Genomic DNA, 18,728 nt, shown 5'->3' on the forward strand with positions numbered 1-18,728 from the left:
AGTTATCTGTTTTACAAATTACACGTTACTAACGCCACAGGGTACCACGATAGAGAACCGGGTCGGGATTCTGCTGGTCCTTGAGAATCGTATTGGCGCTGACTTCAGCCAGCGGGAGCGGCAGCGTCGTCCAGGGTGCATTGCCGTCGGGGCTGTTATAGCGGCACTCCGCGAAGTGGTTCGTACCGGCATAGCCCTTGAGTTGCGGCTTGTCCAGACGCTTGTAGTCGAACATGATGATACCCTCGCCCCAGAACTCAATCTGACGCTGCAGGAAAATCTCATCCTGAAGGCCCTTGCCATCGGAAGCAGCCGAACGGAAGCTCGGGTTTCGGTAGGTCTGCACGAACGTCTCGAGGAGCTGCTTGCCGCGCGAAAGGTTCTGCATACCGGCAGCCTCGGCCTGAATCAGGTACATCTCCTCAACGCGCATGAGCGGGAAGTCGGCAACCGAACCTACGCTGAAGGTAACGCCGTTACCCTCGCCGGGACGGAACTTGAAGCCGGTGTAGTCCTGAATCGAGTTCTCCCACGTCTTCTTGTCGAGCGTCGTCTGATAGTAGGAGTAGGGATACTTCTCACGGTCGGGGTTCACCCACGAACGCTTGCGCCAGTCCGTATCGGGAATCTTGGCGAAGAGCGCCGCATCAATCTGCTTGGCCGAAGACCAGCCACCGGCTGCACTGTAGCCATAGGTAGCCTCGGGCGACATGAACGATACGAAGTTGCAGATACCGGTCGTTACGACGCGGTTGTCGGCCGTTACGATGATACCCCACATCCATGCAGGCGTCGAGATGTCGTTGAAGCCGGTGGTGGGGCTCATCCACTGAGCCTCGGTCAGCGGCGTGGCACCGCTCAGCTCGATGGCATTGGTAGCAGCCTCCTCTGCATCCTTCCACTGCTCGCGCTGCAGATATACGCGGGCCAGCATACCGTAGGCAACGGCCTGGTCAACCTTGTTCTTAGCCGAACGCGTGTAACCCTCAAGATACTTGACAGCGTTCTGAAGGTCGGGAAGAATCAACTCATCATAGAGCTTGTCAGTCTCGACGCGGGGGTTGCGACGCCCCATCAGCTCGGAGGTATTCTCATCGACGATGGGGACCGAAAGACCGTCCCATGCGCCGTGCTCCGTACCCTTGTACTCGAAAATACGAGCCAGATGGAAGTAGGCCATGGCGCGATAAACAAGCGCCTGACCAAGGTACTCCCGCTGGGTCGAGGACATGTTCTCGGGGTCAATCTGGCCGATGAGCGTATTGGCCATGTTGATGAGCGAATAGCAGAAGTTCCAGATGAAACGGGGAGCCGCTCCTTCCTGGCTCAGCTCAGGAGTAACACCTCGCCAGTTGAGGAAACCGTTGTCATAACCGTAATCCGTTACAGCCACGTCGGGCGTCAGAGCATCGGTACCCATGCAGATACCGGGCCAACCGAAATCGTAGTGAGCTCCGGCTCCCATCGTATCGTACGTTGTAAGCCAGGCATTCATACCGTTTACCAGTGCGGCAGGAGACTCGGCCATCTGCTCGTTGGAAACGTAGCTGGTCGGCAGCTCCTCCTTGATGCAGCCCGTCGTAAGGGATGCAACGGCACCGAACGCAACAAGATATTTCAATATTTTCATATTCGTCCTTCAGTTTTATGGTTTAGAATTTCAGCGTAATACCACCCGAAATCACACGAATCGGAGAGTAACGCGTGTTGCTGACATCGTCACCCGAGAAGGATTGACGCGGGTCAAAGCCCTCACGCTTGGACCAGTAGAAGACATTCTCGCACGAGAGGTAGATACGCAGCGACTCGATGGAGAGCTTCTTGAGCCATCTCTTCGGGAAGGTATAACCGAAGTTGATATTCTGCAGGTTCAGATAGCTTGCATCCTCCAGGAAGCGGTCGCAGTAACCGGCCGTATAGAGGTCCTGGTAGCGATAACGCGGGATATCCGTATTCTTATGCTCGGGAGTCCACGACTTGAGCACATCGCGGTGGATATTGAAACCACCCGACGTACCGGGCGAGCCCATCGTGCTGTAGTAGCCGTAGTCGAAAGCGTAACCGCCAATCGAATAGGTGAAGTTAACCGAAAGGTCGAAGCCGTAGAAAGCAACCGTCGTACCGAAACCGCCGTAGAGGTCGGGCAGCGAGGTCTTGCCAACCTCCATGTAGTCGGCCTCACTGGTGTTGTTCACCTTCTTCATGCCCTTCGAATGGTCGTTCTTGTCCTCCCAAGCCCAGTACATGGCCTCACCCGTATCGGGATTAACGCCTGCATAGCGCTTGATGTACCAGTTGTAGAGGGGTTTGCCCTCGGCCATCCAGAAGTTGCCGCTCTGATAACCGGCATCATGCTCGATGAGGTCGGCCGGCAGACGGTCGATGACGTTCTTGTAGTGGGTCATGTTGAGGTTCAAATCCCACTGCACGTTCTTCGTGCGGATTACCGTACCGTTCAGGGTCAACTCGACACCTGCGTTGTGCATGTCGCCGATGTTGTCGTAGTAGTACGAATAACCCATCGACAGCGGCACGGGCAGACGGAAGAGCATGTCCGAAGTCTTGCGGTAGAAGTACTCGGCCGTACCGCTCAAGCGGCCCTGCCAGAGGCTGAAGTCAACACCGGCGTTGACGTTGGTGTTGGTCTCCCACGTAATGTTGGGATTACCTTTCGTATAGAGCGTACCGGCAACCTCACCACCTGCAGACTGAATCTGCCACAGGTCGGTGTAGCGGTACTCACCGATACCGTCGTTACCCTGCTGACCTACCGAAGCCTTGATTTTCAGCATGTCGACCCAGGGAGCATTGAACCAGTTCTCCTTGTTGATAAGCCATGCGGCGCTCAACGAGTAGAAGTTACCCCAGCGGTGGTCGGGATGGAAGCGCGACGATGCATCGCGACGATACGAACCGCTGACGAAGTACTTGTTGTCGTAGTTGTACTCGGCACGACCGAAATATCCTTCGGTGTTGTAGCCGTTCTCATAAGAGGTATTCGTACCCTTAACGATTGCACCAGCCAGCTCGAGCAGCTTGTCCGAGAACATGTTCGACGACGAGGCGTAGAGCACCGAGCTCTTGCGCTTGTAGTTCTCGTGACCAATCATGATGTCGACGGTGTGCTTGTCGTTGAAAGTCTTGTTGTAGCTGAGAATCTGCTGCATGTTGAACGAGAAGAAGCGGTCGTGCTCCTTACCCAGAATACCGTTCATGTCCTTGTAACCGCCATAGTAGGGGTTGGTGAAGTTGGTATAGCGGGTCTCGTCGAGGTTGACACCGACGTTGAACTGGAACTTAAAGTCCTTGAGGAAAGTGGCCTCTGCAAATGCAGTACCGGTGAAGGCGTTGCCGATAGCCTGACTCTCGATGTCGAGCTGCTGGGTGGCAATGGCGTTCGAACCGGTCATCACGGGACGCTGCAGGCCGGCAATACCGTCCTCGGCCTCACCCGAACCATAGTCGTAGCGCAGGTGTCCGTACTGGTCGCGCAGGATGTTGCCGTTCTCGTCACGAACGTAGAGCGGGTAGATAGGGCCCATCTGGGTTACCACACCGAAGAGGTTCGATACCGAGTTCGAGCCATAGGAGGCCTCCTCGAATACGCTCTGCGAGTCGTAGTTGGCGTAGCTGGCGTTGGCACCCACCTTGAGCCACTTCTTTACCTGGTAGTCGGCCTTCAGTCGAGCGGTGTAACGCTTCATGTAGGAGTTGGTCACGATACCCTTGTCGTTCATGTAGCCGAACGAACCGTAGAAGCTGCCGCGGTCGTTCGAAGCCGACACGTTGACGTTGTACTCCTGACGCACCGAGGTGTGGAAAGCGGCATCCTCCCAGTCATCGGGAGTCAGCAGGTAGCGGTTGCCGTCCGACGCCGTGTAGACGTTGCCCAGCGTGGCGTTGGGGTTGATTTTACCGTTGGAGCCGATGAAATACTGGCCCTTGGGCACATTGTAAACCTGATAACGGAGGCTGCGAATCAGCTCGTCGTTGGCGTAGCGCTGAGCGGCCGAAGCTCCGTAACCGAGTTCATTGACACCATAATCATACATGGCACCGTAAATCGTCTCGTAGTAGAGAGCCGGATTGTCCACGTACTCGTAGTCGCGAACGGCACGAGAGTTGACACCCACCTTGGCATCGACCGTAACGATTGCATCGCCGCCCTTGCCGCGCTTGGTGGTCACCATGACGACACCGTTGGCACCACGCGAACCGTAGAGGGCCGTCGAGGCAGCGTCCTTGAGGACGGTCAGGTTCTCGATGTCGTTCGAGTTGATGAGGGCCAGGTCACCGTCGTAGGGGATACCGTCGACAACCCACAGAGGGTCGGTGCTCGACGAGATGGAGCCGATACCGCGAATCATCACCTTGGGAGCCGAACCGGGCTGACCCGAAGTGGTCTGCAGCTGAACACCGGGCGAAGTACCCGAAAGCAGCTGAGCGACGTTCGACGTCTGCATCTTGGCGATATCCTCGGATTTAACCACCGAAGCCGAACCGGAGAACGCTTCCTTGCGGGCCGTACCGAACGCCACGACAATCACGTCGTCGATGTCCGTCGTATCCTCATGCAGCGTGACATCGATGCGGGTCTTTCCCGCAACAGGGACCTTCACGGCCTGGTAGCCGATGAAGGAGATGGCCAGTGTGCCGTCTGCCGGAACCGAGATTGCGAACGAACCGTCGGCGCCGGTCGTTGTACCAATCGAGGTGCCGTCAAGAAGAACTGTCGCACCCGCGATGGGACTCCCATCGTGCCCGGTCACTGTACCGGAAACTTGCCGTTGCTGAGCGCTCGCCAAGGCGAAGATGCCCATCGCAGCAATGAACGATAGTACAATTTTTCTAACCATAAGCGTTGTTTTTAATTGGTTTTTTAGAATAAAAGTTCAATGTCAAAGATATGAAACTAATATATAATTTGCAAGTGATTTTTATTAAATTTTAAGGAATTTACAATTATTTGCGTTTTTTGAAGGCATTAATTACAATTTTTTCTTAGATGTAAAAAATGAGGTTACAATCCGTAATCACCATTTTGACCCATAATAGAGCTATTTCGACCACCGAGCGACGGAGCCGCCCCGCAACTGGCGATAAATCGAACTTAAAACCAACCCTACAGAACAAAACCGGGCTCCCGAAACTTCATCCTGACGCCAGGCAGGGCGTTCGAGCCCGTCACGCAGGTACGAATGTGTAACCAACGTATAAATTTTTGCGGTCCGGATGTTTTCATGACCCCGAAACTGGCCATTTGCCTTGTTGGCGACGTCCCGGACAAGGGCAACCGTCGTGGCAAAGGGGAGTTGGGAAGAGTAGAATGCAAGCACCAGCCAATGCCGGCGCGATTCAAGACCTGCCTCGGCCGGCAGTTGTACCAGCCACTGCCGTTGACCGGAAGCGGGCTTGCCAGACAATACGGGAATGGCCCGGAAGGATTACCGCCGCGGAGCCGCCTTATCCGGGAACCCGAAGTTGGCAAAAGCGATTCGGCCGCCCCACTCCTGGCGATGGGCAGCGGTTCAAAGGGGCTCGGAGCTGCCGGGCGGAAACAGAACCACTCACGCGACACAATGCTACCGCACAATGCCGGAATGGAGCCCGCCTCCGGCATTACATGCAACAGACTGCGCAGGCAAGGCCGTTTCCAAAACGCTCGCAAAGGACAAATAGGGTACACCTATATTATATAAGTTTTAAGCGCAAACCTGCTACCCTTGAGCCGAACACCTCGTTGCGGCAGCGGGAAAATCCGAGCAGGCTCTTCCGCGAAGCATCAGCCAAACGACACTCTGTGCAGAGCAAAAAGCTGTTTTACAGATAGATAATCCGGCAATAAACTCATTCACCAAATAAAAAAGAGACAAAAACGACAAAAAAGAGGCTCGAGGACTTGCAGTTTCGAAAATTATGCCTATCTTTGCACCACAATACGAGAGAAACACACCGTGTAACCTCGTAACGGATGGTGCCATAGCTCAGTTGGTAGAGCAAAGGACTGAAAATCCTTGTGTCCCCGGTTCGATTCCTGGTGGTACCACTTTGAAGAGAAGCAAAAAGTTGCAAGGCCCTGATTTCCAAACGAAATCAGGGTTTTCTCTTTTTGTCGGCAGTGCAAAAAACAGCGGTTTTCGGCACCTTTTGGTGGAGCAATCGGTGGAGATGAAAACCACCCCATTTATCTCCACCGAATTCGCGCCTTTCTCACTGAATTGCAATATTTTGCATGACGTTAAATCGGGTCGGATTTCCTACATTTGTCGAACCAGTCAAAGAGCAAGTAGGAACCATGAAAAGAGATTCGTTTCGCGTGCTGTTCTTCCTCAAGAAGACCAGGCTGCTGAAAAACGGAGAAGCCTCCGTCTGCATGCGCATCACCGTCAACGGGACGCGCGTCGAGAACAACATCCGCAAGAGCATCGACCCTGCCCTGTGGAGTCAGGCCAAGGAGACGGCCCGCGGCAAGAGCCGCCGCGCCTGCGACCTAAACACCTATATCGAGGAGGCCCGCATCAAGCTGTATCAAATTTTTTGCGAACTGGAGCAGCAGAACCGCCCCGTCACGGCTCATCTGCTGCAGAAGCTCTTCTTCGGGCAGGAGAAGCCGGAAGAGGTCCGCACGCTGTTGGGGACCATGCAGGAGCACAACGACCAGTGTCGGGCGCTGGTCGGCACGGACTATGCGCTGATTACGGTTCGCCGCTACGAGAGTTGCCGACGTTATCTGGCCGAGTTGATCCGCCAGCGTTACGGGAAGGAGGATCTGCCCCTCACGGAGGTCAACGGCGAGCTGGTCCGCGCCTTTGCCTTCTATCTGAAGACGGAAAAGGGATGCCAGCAGAATACCGTCATCCGCTACATGAAGTGTCTGAAAAAGATTACCAATCTGGCCCGGGCCAATGACTGGATGGCGAAGAACCCCTTCCTCGGGATTCGTTTCCACGAGAAGGCGGTCGTCCGGGAGTTTCTGACGATGGACGAGTTGCAGACCATCTACCGCAAGGAGTTCCCGCTGGAGCGGCTGACGCTGGTCCGCGACGTCTTCATCTTCGCCGCCTTCACGGGGTTGGCCTTCATCGACGTGCAGCAGTTAGCCCCGGAGCATATCGTCCGGGACAACAACGGAAATCTCTGGATCCGCAAGCCCCGTCAGAAGACGAAAAACATGTGCAACATCCCGTTGCTGGATATTCCGCAGGAGATTCTGCGCAAGTATGCCGACCACCCCACCTGCCGGAAGAGGGGCGTATTGCTGCCGGTTCCATGCAACCAGAAGATGAACAGCTATCTGAAGGAGATTGCCGACATCTGCATGATCCGCAAGAATCTGACCACGCATTGTGCCAGGCACTCGTATGCAACCTCGGTCTGCCTGGCCAACGGCGTCAGTCTGGAGAATGTGGCCAAGATGCTGGGCCACTCCAACATCAAGATGACGCAGCACTATGCCCGGGTTCTCGACAGCTCCATTCTCCGGGACATGATGCAGGTGGAGAGAGCCATCTCCAAACTGGGATAGCGGAATGCGCCCTGCTAAATTCACAAAACAGCCCGGGGATAAGCATCTCCGGGCTGTTCAATGTCATGGCTATACCAACCGGCTGATCCTGTCTCGGATGATCCCCTTGTACTCCTCTTTCATCTCTTGCGGCAGGAACGATCGATCCACATATGCGAACCAGACGTCCTGTGACTTCCGAAACTTGTGAAAGATGTTTTCTATAACCTTGTCGCCCAAACCCGAAGCCTGCATGGAAGCGATAAAATCCTCTTTCCTGATTTTCCGCTTCTTGCCATTGAGCGTCAACGCCAGTTCCTCGTTATCCTCCGGCATGACCAGCGCTGTGGAGAGCATGTCGTAAGCCGGAGTAAGCAGATGTTTACCCGGCACCTCGCTATAAAGCGAGAAGTTCTTCAGATGCATGTCGGCATTTCCCGTGATCCACGAAAACACGACCTGCTCCCAAAAGTTGACCTGATCCAGCAAGGGGGTTGCAGAGAATCTCCGGATGGTCTTGTCGATCTGTTCGTACGAACCTTTGTATTTGTGCTCGGTCAGACGCCCGGTCAACTGGCACATATCTTCCATGGGTAATTTCACACCCTGAGAAGTGCGGTCTATACGGCGTGTGATATAGCACAGTTCGCCATCAGCAAAGCGAATCAGGCTGTGAGGCACGACCCTTATTCTGGCCAGTTCGGCCAAATGCATCGTTAAATCCTCCAACTCGGGCAAATGGGCGAATCGTTCGGTTGGTGGTTTCAGAATGTACCGTCCCCACAGCACGACAATCGTAAAACGGTCGACCTCGTTTCGTCCACCCTTGAGAATATCGAGCGACAATTTTGCCTGTACCCCCGTAAGTGTCGTCTGGCTACGAATTACCTGTCGGGCAAGATCTGTCAGATTTTCGCGCGTATAGGGTAGTTCGGGAGGACACGACGTCCCGAATATTTTTTGGGAACAACGCTTGTGAAAATCCTTTTCACCCGCGGTCAACTCCCCGTAACAATACAAACATACCGCCATCGATTACTCCTCCTTGGTGATTACAGGTTGAACTCCAACAGCTCCGATACAATCCTTACAGCAGGCCAAAAGCAAGGCCATGCGATCGCGGGCATCGATTTTCCAGTTCCTTTCGGCAATATCCAGCAACCAGCCCTCGGGAATCAACCCGTCAAAAAACGGGAACAGCACTTTATCCCGATAGGGACGATCGCTCAGCGGAAGGGTCAGACTCACAGCCTGCGCATCCGGTGCAGCCAAATAACCGGTATCGTATACGAATGTATAACCGTTCTCGTCTTCAGTCAGGATGCCGGCCCGTCGATCCTGAAAAAATACAACAGCTTGTTTCATCATTCATCGGTTTTAGTCATCGGTACGGCTCCCACCTCATAGCCAAACAGATTCAGAATCTGGTTGACCTTGTCAAGACGAAGTGTCGGCTTGCCCTGCTCCAGTTCGCGGATAAAACGCAGTCCCACACCGGACTTCTCGGCAAGTTCCACCTGTGTCAGATGATATTGTCGGCGCATCGACTTGACCGAGTTGGATAGAGATGTCTGTTTCATGATTTATACCCCTTTGGGTACAAATATATCAAATATTTTTCATTTTGCACCCTTTCGGGTATAAATTTATATTTAATCATCCCTATTATACCCGATAGGTGACACACGATACTCCTTTCATCCGGCAGCAAGGTAATGGGCCGGAGCGAAATGCCAACCTCATGCCCCGAAGGGGTTTTCCCGGTAGGAGCCTCCGCAGATGGAGATGCTCCCCGGGAAAAAGGTTGTCGTATTCGCTCCGGCCCGTTTTGGAAGATGCTACCGATGAAAAGGAGAAAAACCATGAACGGCTGCACCCCGTGATGGCTCGGTTACCCATGTTCCCTTTCTGTCTTCTGTCTGTTCTTGCAACCTCGTTCTGCCCCTTGTCTACCGAAATTCGTTACGATACCCCTCCTCCAGCATCCGCTCGACATCCGAGGGACGGTAGAGGATCTTGCCGCCCAGCTTGATGTAGGGAATCCGTCCCTGATTGCGATAATCCTGCAGACTCCGGCGGCTGATCTTCAGCCGCTGCGAAAGCTCCTCGTCCGTATAGAAGCTCTCGCCGTCCAACGAGGATTTGCGCTTCGAAAACAACGTCTCCAACGCTTTGGAAAGACGCTCCAGCGCCTGGAAGTATGAGCGGATCCGCTCGTCATGCTCCGTAATCAATTCATTGCCCATTTTCCGTCTGTTTGATGCGAGATTCGACCTGACACTACCACGAGAGTGTCATGATCCGGATTCCACTGTTTATACTCCGTTTCTGCGCTTCTGCTCGTGCTTGCGTCGTGCCTCCAGCACCGCAAGGAACGACCGCACATCTTCTGCCCGGTAGTAGATCTTGTGGTTGATCTGCGTGTAGGAGAGCGACCCGTTGCCGCGAAGGGTCTGCAACGTCCGTTTGGAGATATTCAGCAGCTGGCAGACCTGCTGGTTGTCCAGCCACGGCTCCGGTTCGCCGATACGGTGCGCATGGCAGAGCGCATCCATCCGTCGGGCAAACGCCTCGAACCGCGCGAGCATCCGCTCGAAGGTCCGGAATTCCACATTGACTATTCCCATGGCAGAGTCGTTTTAAGATCCCGGGAAAGAGCCTGGATCCGGCTGCGGCACCAGATCGTAATTTCGTCGTCGAAGGTTGCGAAGTGGTGTTCCAGCACGCGGTCCAGATAGCTGTACATCGAGACTTTGTCGTTGTCGAGGAGTCGCACGATTCGCAGGATCCGTTGGTGAAACTCCGGACGGACATAAATGGCCTTGCCGTGGAGAGCTGCGGTCTTGACCGGCTGCAGGAAGAGGCGCTCATAGTTGGAGACTTTTCTCGATAAAGTCCCGGAATCGAGGGACACCGTTCGGCTGTCGCCCCGAAGTTCATTCTTCTGTTCTTGCATAATGATTGGCTTTTATGGTTTCGAGAGCGAATATAGAGGTAGCGGAGGCGTTTTCTCCACCATTCGCGTTCTATGGCAGTGGTTGGCGTCGGTGTGGCACAGGTTGGCGTCGGTGAGAGTCCAAATAGCGTATTGGAAAACATTCCTTTGGCGTGCCAAAAAGAAAATCTGACATTCTGCTTTTGAGCGGACTGAAGAAGGAGATTGTCAGTACGACAAGGGCGGTGGCGGCAATCCTAATACCTCTGCTCCCTCAATATAAAGTCCCCTACAGACACCAATAGATCAAGGGGACAAGAGATCCGTAACCCAAGGCATCATGAACTCAGGGAAACAAGGCGTCAAGGGTTCTTGAGGCCAAGAGATCAAGAATCCATGAATCCAAGATTTCAGCAGGGAGTGAGCTCCAGATTTCAGAACTTCTTGAAGCCCGGGCATCACGAACTCCTGAGGTCATGAGTTCGTGATCTCTGGAGCTCATGACTCCAAGAGCTCATGATTTCGGGACATCAGGGGGTCTTGACTTCTGGAGATCAAGACGCCAAGACTTCAATCCGTATTGATTTCCTGGCATCACTATCTCATGATGGCTTGAGCTCAAGAGTTATTCATTCTGTTTCAGGGTAGTTTTGTTCCCGATGTCGGCTTCGGGAACGGGCGGTTCGCCTCTTCAGATTGGCCGGCGAACAAGCGGGAACGAGGCGTGATATTCGACCCGTTTTGGGGGGGGCAGAAACATTATATGTTTTGCCCCCGGCAAGCTGTGTTTTCCGTTACGCGAAATAGATTTCGTAACAGAAAACAGCTTGCCCGCAAGGGGGGGGGAAACTCCTCCGAAGTCGTCGCTTTTTACCGGGGCCACCGTGGCCCGACCCGAAATTTGGCCGGCGAAGGATTTTCGAGACCCCTTCGCCAGAAAACAGGGAAGATCCGGCCATTTTGGCGTGGTAAAGTGGCGGTTTATCGCCTCAAATCAGACTTCAAAAAGCCCGTTTCGACCGATTTTGGGCGGTTAAGGATGCAAAATTTTGGACAAATTTCACGAATTTGGACGTGCTTTTAAGCCCTCAATTCATCCAATTGAGAGCCTCTAATCCGACATTTTGCGTCATAAAAAGCAGTGGAATTTGTCCGCTTCCGGCGTCCAGTTCTGCAGAATTTTGGCCATTCAGAGCCAGTTTTTGAAGCGATTTCAGTACTAATTTTCCCACGAAACGGGACGTTTATTGCGGAAAACAATGCACTGGTTTGCGCCCCAACTCCAGCCCGCAGAGGACATCGAGCGAGCTGGGGCGGCCGTCCGAGCGGAGGGCGTAGACGCTCTCTTCGGCCATTGTGGCGATGGTGTAGTTGCGGGTTTGGGCCGTTTGCCAACCCGTTCGGCGAGCGTTGCGAACGGAAAAGATCAAGATGCGCAGCTCGGCCAAGGCCTCTTCGACGGCAGGTGGGTAACAGCGGTAGAGGGCACGCCCGAGAGCCCAGATCACCGGGTGACGGGCTTTCAGCAGGAGTTCAAAGACAAATTTTTCGAGCGGGGATTGGAAGCCGCTGATAACGACGCGATCGGTTGCGCAACACGCCTTGGCCCAGCGCAAGGCTTGTTCCTCGACAGCCGGAGAGACGACGCGTGAAGCGAAGAAGGCGACCTTCCGGCGGTCGAGCAGGGCGGGATTGCCCGTGTAATCGTAATCGAAAACCATAAAAAAACGTGGGTTGCCGCATTGACTTACCCCACACTCAGGCCTTCGCTGCCCCTCTTGAAATAAGCAACACGGACAGCCCACGCGAAACGCGTATTGCACAAAGCAGGCCATAAACCCGCCGCACAATACGTACGTTCACGGAGCGTCCTGTTACATTTCTTTCAAGAGATCAAATTTGCGAAGTTTGAGTGTGAAAGAAAACGTAACGAAACGTTCGTAAATATGTCCGGCTCCGTCCGCAGAGGCGCGGAACCGTCTACAAAAATAGGAAATTAAATCGGAAAACCGCCAACGGCCACCGATTTTTGCGGCAAAATTCACATGAAAAGTCCGGCTTTCCAACAATATTGCCAGACAACATCATTCGCGGTTCGGCATTCATGCGGCACAAAATCCGGGGGCAACATAAGGTTTTGATCCACATCGGCGTCAGACTGCGATTTTTTGTTAACTTTGTAGAGACTACTCCCCTATATTTGTCCGACATGAGCGAAGCAAGTTTTTTCAAGACCTTTTTGTCCGAATTGGATCAAACCGACAGCAAGGGTTTGTCCGAAGTTTTGGACAAACTCAACAGCCATGCGTCCGTGCGCAAGGTGCCTCTTTTCGGAACTCCGGTCGATGTGGCATACGTCGGCGAAGATCATTCGTTCCTGTTGGTCAAATTCGATTTCTTCGATGCGTCCAAAGGGGGCCAGTCCTGGTTGGCCGATGAAGAGAGTTGCGGGCTTGAGCCGCCGTTGTATTTTTCACAAAGTGACCCCCGCGTCTCCCCGGTCTATGAGATGCAGCGGGTAAAATGCGCTCTCGCACTGCTTCTTCCCGATGCTGAGATTGAGATGTTGCTTGTATGCAACTACTCAATCGTTAATTATGAAATGATGGAGGAGGCATGGGAAGAAATCGGGGTAACTGTTATTCATGAAATCGACGAGACGATTTCAGACGTATTTCGCCCGTCCGATGACGACAAGCGATTGCTGGTAAAGGCTGCAGCCGTTGCTTCCATCCAGACTGAAGAATCGGATTTGGACAAGGCCTTTCCGGAGTTGATGAAGAAGGTTTTTAACTCGAAGAAACAGCATGAATTCTCAGAAAACAACCTCGATTTAGATTCAGATGCCGGCACGGACTCGGATTCCGACTTCCCGTTCAGCGACCTGTCAGGTTCGGAGACGAAAGGGGCAGAGAACCAAGAAAACGAGAATGTAATCAACAAAACGGACAATAACAGTGAGCTGAAGATAAAGTCGATACGCCTGTTCCGAGGGCCGTTGGGTTCGGATAAGGGTATTCCGCAGGAGTCGCTGTGGGCATTCGATGTCCGGCGGTTGGAATCGGTGTGTCTCGCCTTTGAGGCCAGCAGCAGGTTGTCCCGATGCCATTATGGCGAGATGTCGGTCAATCTCTACGACGAAACGGGCCAATTACTGGTACACAAAGAGGTCTTTCCCTCCGTAGCCCATACTGAATACATAACGGAACTGTTTCTGTGCTGCTCGTTCGACGAGGACGAGACTTTCCGCTGGGCACAAGGCAATTATGTGATTGAGCTAAAATACAGAGACCGGATGGTCGCGCCCGTCACGTTCCATGTCGGGAAGCGGGATGTCCATGGCTATTACAAGTCCGAAGGTTCGGGAATTACCAACATGCCCGAACAGCCTTTCGAGATGCTGAAGTCCCTGATCGGTTTGTCGCAGGTAAAGGAACAGATGGCCACCTATCGGGACATGATCCGCATGGCCATCCAGCGGCGGCAGAACGGTTTGTCCGTGCCGCCGATCTCCTTACATGCTGCATTCATGGGTAATCCCGGAACGGGCAAAACGACGGTGGCCCGGCTTTACGGGGCGATGCTCAAAGAGTTGGGACTATTGAGTTCGGGGCATGTCGTCTACAAGGAGCGCAGTTCGCTGACGGGCCAAAACTACTCCAGCGAGCAGGAGCTGACCCTGCAGGCTATCCAGGAGGCGCAAGGCGGGGTGTTGTTCATCGACGAGGCCCACAACCTATACAACCCGAACGACCCTCGCGATCCGGGCAAGAATGTCATCGAGACCCTGCTCACGACCCTGAGCGACGAACAAAAGAACGACTGGGCGCTGCTGCTAGCCGGATATCCCGACGGCATCACACGCCTATTCTCTGTCGACCAAGGGTTCCCGTCGCGTATTCCGGAACGGAACCGCTACCACTTTCAGGACTACACGGCCGACGAGCTGATGCAGATTGCCGATTCCTATTGCATCCGACACAACTACTTCCTCTCGGAGGAGGCCCGCGAGGCGCTGCGCATGAAGATCCGCCACGACTATCGGCTGCGGGACGAGAAGTTCGGCAACGCCCGCTACATCGCGACTCTCCTCCAGACGGAGATTCTCCCGGCCATGGCCTCACGCCTTGCCCGCCGCAATCCTGTATCGCTGTTCGACATGCTGACCATCGAGCGGGAGGATATTCCGACACCGCACGTGAAAGACTATAAAGGCTCCATGCGCAAACTTTACGACATGGTGGGGCTCGGAGCGTTGAAAAAGAGCATCGAGGCCCATTTGAACATGGTCAAGCTGATGATGCTGCGCAACGAGCAGGGCATCGAAACGGCCATGCCGCCCCTGCACATGGTATTCACGGGCAATCCGGGCACGGGCAAGACCACCGTGGCGTCGTTCATCGGAGAGATCTACGCCTCGATGGGGCTGCTGTCAAAGGGTGATTTAATTTATGTCGAGCGGAAGGATTTGGTCGGCCAGTTCGTCGGCGACACGGAGAAAAACACCGAGGATGTCCTAAATTGGGCCAAAGGCAACGTCCTGTTCATCGACGAGGCCTACACGCTGGCCCCCAAAGGCAACGACAAGGACTTCGGCCCGCGGGCACTCGAGGTGCTGCTCTCGGCACTGAGCAGGGAGTCGGTGGATATGCTGGTCATCATGGCCGGATATAAGGAGGAGATGGAGGAGATGCTCGCATCCAACCGCGGACTGCGTTCACGCATCCCATATACATTCCATTTCGTCGACTACACGGCCGACGAACTGATGCAGATCGCCGACCAGGTGGCCGAACGCTCGCAGTTCCGCTTCTCGCCCGCCGCCCGCCGCAAGCTGCGTGAACTGGTCGAGTTCAAACTCGCGGGCAAGGATGCCGGCTGGGGGAATGCCCGTTATATCACACGGCTTATCTCGTCGCAGATTCTGCCGGCCATGAGTTCGCGTCTGGCCGCACTGCCCGCGGATAAACAGAAAGACCGCAACCGGCTCTGCCTGATCTGTCAGGAGGATATTCCGTCAACGGAGGACGATGCGGCACGCGAGCAGAAGGTCGGATTCGATGAAGCCGCCGTAAGCCGAGCGCTCAAGAAGCTCGATGCCCTGGTGGGGCTGGAAGAGGTCAAGCGCAGCATCCACGATTTCGTCGACGTGAGCCGCTACATGCACTCGCAGGGCGGTAACTGGATGGACAACGAACCCCTGCGCTGGAACTTCACGGGGAATACGGGCACGGGAAAGAGCACCGTGGCGGGCATCATGGCCGAACTGCTCCGGGCGATGCACCTTCTCGGGAAGGGGCATCTGGTGGAACTCAAGGCCGAGACGCTGTACAATGTTTCGGACTTCAAGGCCGAGGAGCTGCTGCACAAGGCGATGAAACGCTCCGAGCAGGGGCTGCTGTTCATCGACGGCGATGCTCCCGTCTTCAAGCACCCCGACTCCCGCTTCAACAGCGAAGTGCTGCGCTTCAAGCTGAGTTCGATGACGATGGAGCTGCCCGGCACCTATGCGCTGGTCATTGCCGAAAACGAAGGCACACCGCACCTGCTGACCCGCAGCCTGCGCGAAGGGGGCATCACCTCGTTCGACCACACGCTGCACTTTGCGGACTATACCGAGGAGGAACTGCTGGCCATTCTCGGGAAGTGCCTGCAGCGCAGGCGGCTCCGGCTCTCACCCGAGGCGGCCCGACATATGGCCGACTACATCCATTCGCTGTGCGCGAACCGCCGGCTCGGCTATGCCAATGCGCGCACCATGTCGAAACTCGCCCGTTCGATTGCCGAGAACTCCCTGCTGCGTATCAGCACCGGGGATTCGCACGGCGACGGCACGGTGCGGTTATGCGATGTGGAACATTATGTCTGGAAAGAGGTCGATACGCGGCGAATCGGGTATGTAAAACCATAATCCGGCCTATGACGGGCGTCCGGACACCTCGCCGCATTGTGGCTCCCGTTCGGGCATTCCATAACAACCGCCATACCGCCCGGTAAATATCCCATTTATACCCAAGAAAGGGGTAGGCTTGTGCCTACCCCTTTCTTTTCTTTTGCCTCAATACCGCCGAAGCAGTAGAATTTAGATTCTAAACCAGTTTCTTCAGTATTTCTTAGCCATCTTTGTCTCAATACCGCCGAAGCAGTAGAATTTAGATTCTAACTAAATAATCAAAAGTTATGGGCTATCTTGAGAAGTCTCAATACCGCCGAAGCAGTAGAATTTAGATTCACATTATGAAAACGAACATTATTGCGGAAATCCGCGAGTCTCAATTATGAACAAAGTAGAAAAGTAGAGATGAAGAATTGTCTCAATACCGCCGAAGCAGTAGACTGCGAATAATCCATCCACACGTATCGAATGCCAAAGAACCTCCGGCCCGTCTCCCGGCATGAGGGATTGTTCCAAGAACAAAAATAGCGATAAAAACCGTATAAAACAACGGTTCGCACCTTATTTTTCCCGTTTTTTCGGTTTATCGTTCCAGCACTCCATGCCGAACTGTCCCAGTCCGTAATTGATGTCGGCACCGACCCCGAAAGCCGTGCCGGCAGCCAATACTGGAAGGAGCCCGGCAGGGACGTTCCCGAATATCAGTCGGCCGGCATAGCCGCCCATCACATAGACGGTATTCGAACCGACGCGCGGCGTACTCCGCAGCCGTTCGTAGAGCAGGTTGGCCCGCAGCAGGATGGCCTGCGTGGCCGGAGATACCTGTTGTTCGATCCAGCGCTCCATTTCGTCCCGCGTCCCGAACGGAAGGGGCTCCCCATAGAGTATCCCCAACGTCACCAGCCGGTAGGTCAGCGACCGCGCGAACTGGTAGAAAGAGGGCATGTTGTTGAGTTTGTCCTGAAAGCCGTTGCCGCCCGCATTCGACATCCGTATCAGGCATACGGGGGTTTTGAAACGCAGCTGCACCTCCGCAGGTCCGGTCTCGGGGGAGTAGGTCGATGGCGTATCGGACGATGTTTCGGTGATGTCGACAAGGGTCATCGGCACAGCCGGATGGCCGAATCCCCGGGCAAGCATCTGCCGGAGCGCCTCGACATAGAGCGGTTTGTATGCCGCATGGCTGCCGATCAGCACCAGTGCGAAGGTGTAAACCCGGTTCGCCTCAAGTTCAAAGCCGGAGCCCTCAACGGGCAGGTCGGAGCAGTCGAAGAAGAATCCCTTGGGGAATCCGCCCTTCAGTCTGTCGTAGAGGAAATGGTCGTCGGGGAGGGGCAGCGTGTCGATGATCTGCCGCAGGGAGGTGCCGTGTTCATCCGTTATGCTGTCGGCCGCATAGAGGAAGTTATTGCGCAGCACGGCACCGATCCAGTGGCGCATCGCCGTGCGCTCCCCGGCAAAGAAGCGCACGGTGAGACGGCACGCAGAGAGGGTTGGTAATATTTCATCCATCTTCTATCTTTCTTTATGTAAATATCGTGTAAATTAATGCGGAAAAACTCATATAATTCAGCGCATCCATTATGTGGTTAATATGCTTAAAACCACCATATTAAACATTGTTTCACATTTAACTTACTTGATTGTTAGCTCTTCAAGTACGTCCGATATTGCACAACACCGGCAAGTAAGTCGACATTTCATCAGAATATTTTCTGCTTCTCATTGCATTCCTCTATGCTCCTCTTACTCGCTCTTCACGCGGCGGCACAGACGCCCGAGCAGCTCGCGGTCGGCAGCAACCAGCTCACTCAACTCAATATGCGTGCAGGCCTCGTCCTTCAGCAACTTCGACGTAGCCGACGAGTCGCTGTCCACATCCCACGTGAGCAGTACGGCATGGATTTTCAACGCCTTCAACTTGCGGATCAGCATTTCGTGGTCGGCATCGCCCGTGATGAGCACCACATAGTCGAATTTGCGGATGACCGACAACTCGTAGGCTTCCAACGCAAACCATACGTCGATGCCCTTTTCGATAACCGTCGTCTCGCCGTCGTGCTGCACCTCGCGCAGGTGCTTGTAGTGGAAGATCACGTCGTTCTCGATCAACGCATCCTCAAACCGCCGCTCCTTGTAGAGCAGGTGCTTGTTGTTGGCATCATAGACCCGATAACGGCCACGGAAGTAGTGGCTTTCGGTAATGTGGCAATCCGACAAAGCGTGGCCGCCGATGCGGGCCACCTGCTGGCGCACAAGATACATCAGACTGCCCATGTCGATATTGAGCGACGCTTGTGCGGCAAGCGCCTCGTTCACCTTGGCGTAGTAGCCTCCATCGATAAACAGGCCGATGGATTGGTATGTGTTTTCCATAAGTTTTCTTGAGTATT

General features: G+C 54.3%; 14 protein-coding genes and 1 tRNA gene. 3 read left to right on the top strand and 12 right to left on the bottom strand.

Annotation, left to right across the window (positions count from 1 at the left end):
- Nucleotides 1-28 precede the first annotated feature (28 nt).
- Nucleotides 29-1,630 (bottom strand): RagB/SusD family nutrient uptake outer membrane protein, encoded by a 1,602-nt coding sequence (locus C8267_RS03500; protein ID WP_106633632.1) that lies wholly within the window; start codon nucleotides 1,628-1,630, stop codon nucleotides 29-31.
- Nucleotides 1,631-1,652: 22 nt separating this feature from the next.
- On the bottom strand, nucleotides 1,653-4,856 hold the full coding sequence (locus C8267_RS03505; RefSeq protein ID WP_106633633.1) for a SusC/RagA family TonB-linked outer membrane protein: 3,204 nt from the start codon (nucleotides 4,854-4,856) through the stop codon (nucleotides 1,653-1,655).
- Nucleotides 4,857-5,973: 1,117 nt separating this feature from the next.
- On the opposite strand from C8267_RS03505, the gene C8267_RS03510 reads away from it, so the two are divergent.
- Nucleotides 5,974-6,046, top strand: a tRNA-Phe gene (locus tag C8267_RS03510).
- Nucleotides 6,047-6,295: 249 nt separating this feature from the next.
- A complete protein-coding gene (locus C8267_RS03515) occupies nucleotides 6,296-7,525 on the top strand; it encodes a site-specific integrase (RefSeq protein WP_106633634.1) in 1,230 nt (409 codons plus the stop codon).
- Nucleotides 7,526-7,594: 69 nt separating this feature from the next.
- On the opposite strand, the gene C8267_RS03520 is transcribed toward C8267_RS03515, so the two are convergent.
- From C8267_RS03520 to C8267_RS03550, 8 genes are all read right to left on the bottom strand, one after another.
- Nucleotides 7,595-8,536 (bottom strand): HipA domain-containing protein, encoded by a 942-nt coding sequence (locus tag C8267_RS03520; protein WP_106633635.1) that lies wholly within the window; start codon nucleotides 8,534-8,536, stop codon nucleotides 7,595-7,597.
- Nucleotides 8,537-8,539: 3 nt separating this feature from the next.
- The gene (locus C8267_RS03525; protein WP_106633636.1) at nucleotides 8,540-8,869 is read right to left on the bottom strand and encodes a HipA N-terminal domain-containing protein; all 330 of its coding nucleotides are present in this window, start codon (nucleotides 8,867-8,869) and stop codon (nucleotides 8,540-8,542) included.
- Complete coding sequence (locus C8267_RS03530; protein ID WP_044054011.1) at nucleotides 8,869-9,084, bottom strand: helix-turn-helix transcriptional regulator; 216 nt, start codon at nucleotides 9,082-9,084, stop codon at nucleotides 8,869-8,871. Before C8267_RS03530 ends, C8267_RS03525 begins: the two co-directional genes overlap by 1 nt.
- A 369-nt stretch (nucleotides 9,085-9,453) precedes the next feature.
- Entirely contained in the window at nucleotides 9,454-9,750 is a 297-nt protein-coding gene (locus C8267_RS03535) for a helix-turn-helix domain-containing protein (protein ID WP_106633637.1), read from the bottom strand.
- A 69-nt stretch (nucleotides 9,751-9,819) separates the two neighbouring features.
- The gene (locus C8267_RS03540; protein WP_106633638.1) at nucleotides 9,820-10,131 is read right to left on the bottom strand and encodes a helix-turn-helix domain-containing protein; all 312 of its coding nucleotides are present in this window, start codon (nucleotides 10,129-10,131) and stop codon (nucleotides 9,820-9,822) included.
- A complete protein-coding gene (locus C8267_RS03545) occupies nucleotides 10,122-10,460 on the bottom strand; it encodes a DUF3408 domain-containing protein (RefSeq protein ID WP_106633639.1) in 339 nt (112 codons plus the stop codon). The genes C8267_RS03540 and C8267_RS03545 overlap by 10 nt, the downstream gene beginning before the upstream one ends.
- Nucleotides 10,461-11,527: 1,067 nt before the next feature.
- Nucleotides 11,528-11,671: a hypothetical protein gene (locus tag C8267_RS10835; RefSeq protein ID WP_158699682.1), complete on the bottom strand. Its 144-nt coding sequence runs from the start codon at nucleotides 11,669-11,671 to the stop codon at nucleotides 11,528-11,530.
- Nucleotides 11,672-11,683: 12 nt separating this feature from the next.
- Nucleotides 11,684-12,160 carry a DNA-processing protein DprA gene (locus C8267_RS03550; protein WP_106633640.1) on the bottom strand — a complete coding sequence of 159 codons (477 nt, stop codon included), beginning with the start codon at nucleotides 12,158-12,160 and terminating at the stop codon, nucleotides 11,684-11,686.
- Between the two features lie 488 nt (nucleotides 12,161-12,648).
- Between C8267_RS03550 and C8267_RS03555 the strand changes: the two genes are divergently transcribed.
- A complete protein-coding gene (locus C8267_RS03555) occupies nucleotides 12,649-16,350 on the top strand; it encodes an AAA family ATPase (protein WP_158699683.1) in 3,702 nt (1,233 codons plus the stop codon).
- A 546-nt stretch (nucleotides 16,351-16,896) separates the two neighbouring features.
- Here the strand turns inward: C8267_RS03555 and cas6 are convergent.
- Together cas6 and C8267_RS03565 are read right to left on the bottom strand one after the other, a co-directional pair.
- Nucleotides 16,897-17,847 (bottom strand): CRISPR system precrRNA processing endoribonuclease RAMP protein Cas6, encoded by a 951-nt coding sequence (gene cas6 / locus C8267_RS03560; protein WP_158699684.1) that lies wholly within the window; start codon nucleotides 17,845-17,847, stop codon nucleotides 16,897-16,899.
- Nucleotides 17,848-18,081: 234 nt separating this feature from the next.
- Entirely contained in the window at nucleotides 18,082-18,711 is a 630-nt protein-coding gene (locus C8267_RS03565; RefSeq protein ID WP_106633643.1) for an NYN domain-containing protein, read from the bottom strand.
- Nucleotides 18,712-18,728: the final 17 nt, after the last annotated feature.

It is taken from the genome of Alistipes sp. Marseille-P5061 (genome assembly GCF_900290115.1).
Classification (GTDB): Bacteria; Bacteroidota; Bacteroidia; order Bacteroidales; family Rikenellaceae; genus Alistipes; species Alistipes excrementigallinarum.

What these genes read in the sequence shown, in the direction of transcription:
- C8267_RS03500 (WP_106633632.1), bottom strand. Translation starts at nt 1,630, where the DNA reads ATGAAAATATTGAAATATCTTGTTGCGTTCGGTGCCGTTGCATCCCTT.
- C8267_RS03505 (WP_106633633.1), bottom strand. Translation starts at nt 4,856, where the DNA reads ATGGTTAGAAAAATTGTACTATCGTTCATTGCTGCGATGGGCATCTTC.
- C8267_RS03515 (WP_106633634.1), top strand. Translation starts at nt 6,296, where the DNA reads ATGAAAAGAGATTCGTTTCGCGTGCTGTTCTTCCTCAAGAAGACCAGG.
- C8267_RS03520 (WP_106633635.1), bottom strand. Translation starts at nt 8,536, where the DNA reads ATGGCGGTATGTTTGTATTGTTACGGGGAGTTGACCGCGGGTGAAAAG.
- C8267_RS03525 (WP_106633636.1), bottom strand. Translation starts at nt 8,869, where the DNA reads ATGAAACAAGCTGTTGTATTTTTTCAGGATCGACGGGCCGGCATCCTG.
- C8267_RS03530 (WP_044054011.1), bottom strand. Translation starts at nt 9,084, where the DNA reads ATGAAACAGACATCTCTATCCAACTCGGTCAAGTCGATGCGCCGACAA.
- C8267_RS03535 (WP_106633637.1), bottom strand. Translation starts at nt 9,750, where the DNA reads ATGGGCAATGAATTGATTACGGAGCATGACGAGCGGATCCGCTCATAC.
- C8267_RS03540 (WP_106633638.1), bottom strand. Translation starts at nt 10,131, where the DNA reads ATGGGAATAGTCAATGTGGAATTCCGGACCTTCGAGCGGATGCTCGCG.
- C8267_RS03545 (WP_106633639.1), bottom strand. Translation starts at nt 10,460, where the DNA reads ATGCAAGAACAGAAGAATGAACTTCGGGGCGACAGCCGAACGGTGTCC.
- C8267_RS03550 (WP_106633640.1), bottom strand. Translation starts at nt 12,160, where the DNA reads ATGGTTTTCGATTACGATTACACGGGCAATCCCGCCCTGCTCGACCGC.
- C8267_RS03555 (WP_158699683.1), top strand. Translation starts at nt 12,649, where the DNA reads ATGAGCGAAGCAAGTTTTTTCAAGACCTTTTTGTCCGAATTGGATCAA.
- cas6 (WP_158699684.1), bottom strand. Translation starts at nt 17,847, where the DNA reads ATGGATGAAATATTACCAACCCTCTCTGCGTGCCGTCTCACCGTGCGC.
- C8267_RS03565 (WP_106633643.1), bottom strand. Translation starts at nt 18,711, where the DNA reads ATGGAAAACACATACCAATCCATCGGCCTGTTTATCGATGGAGGCTAC.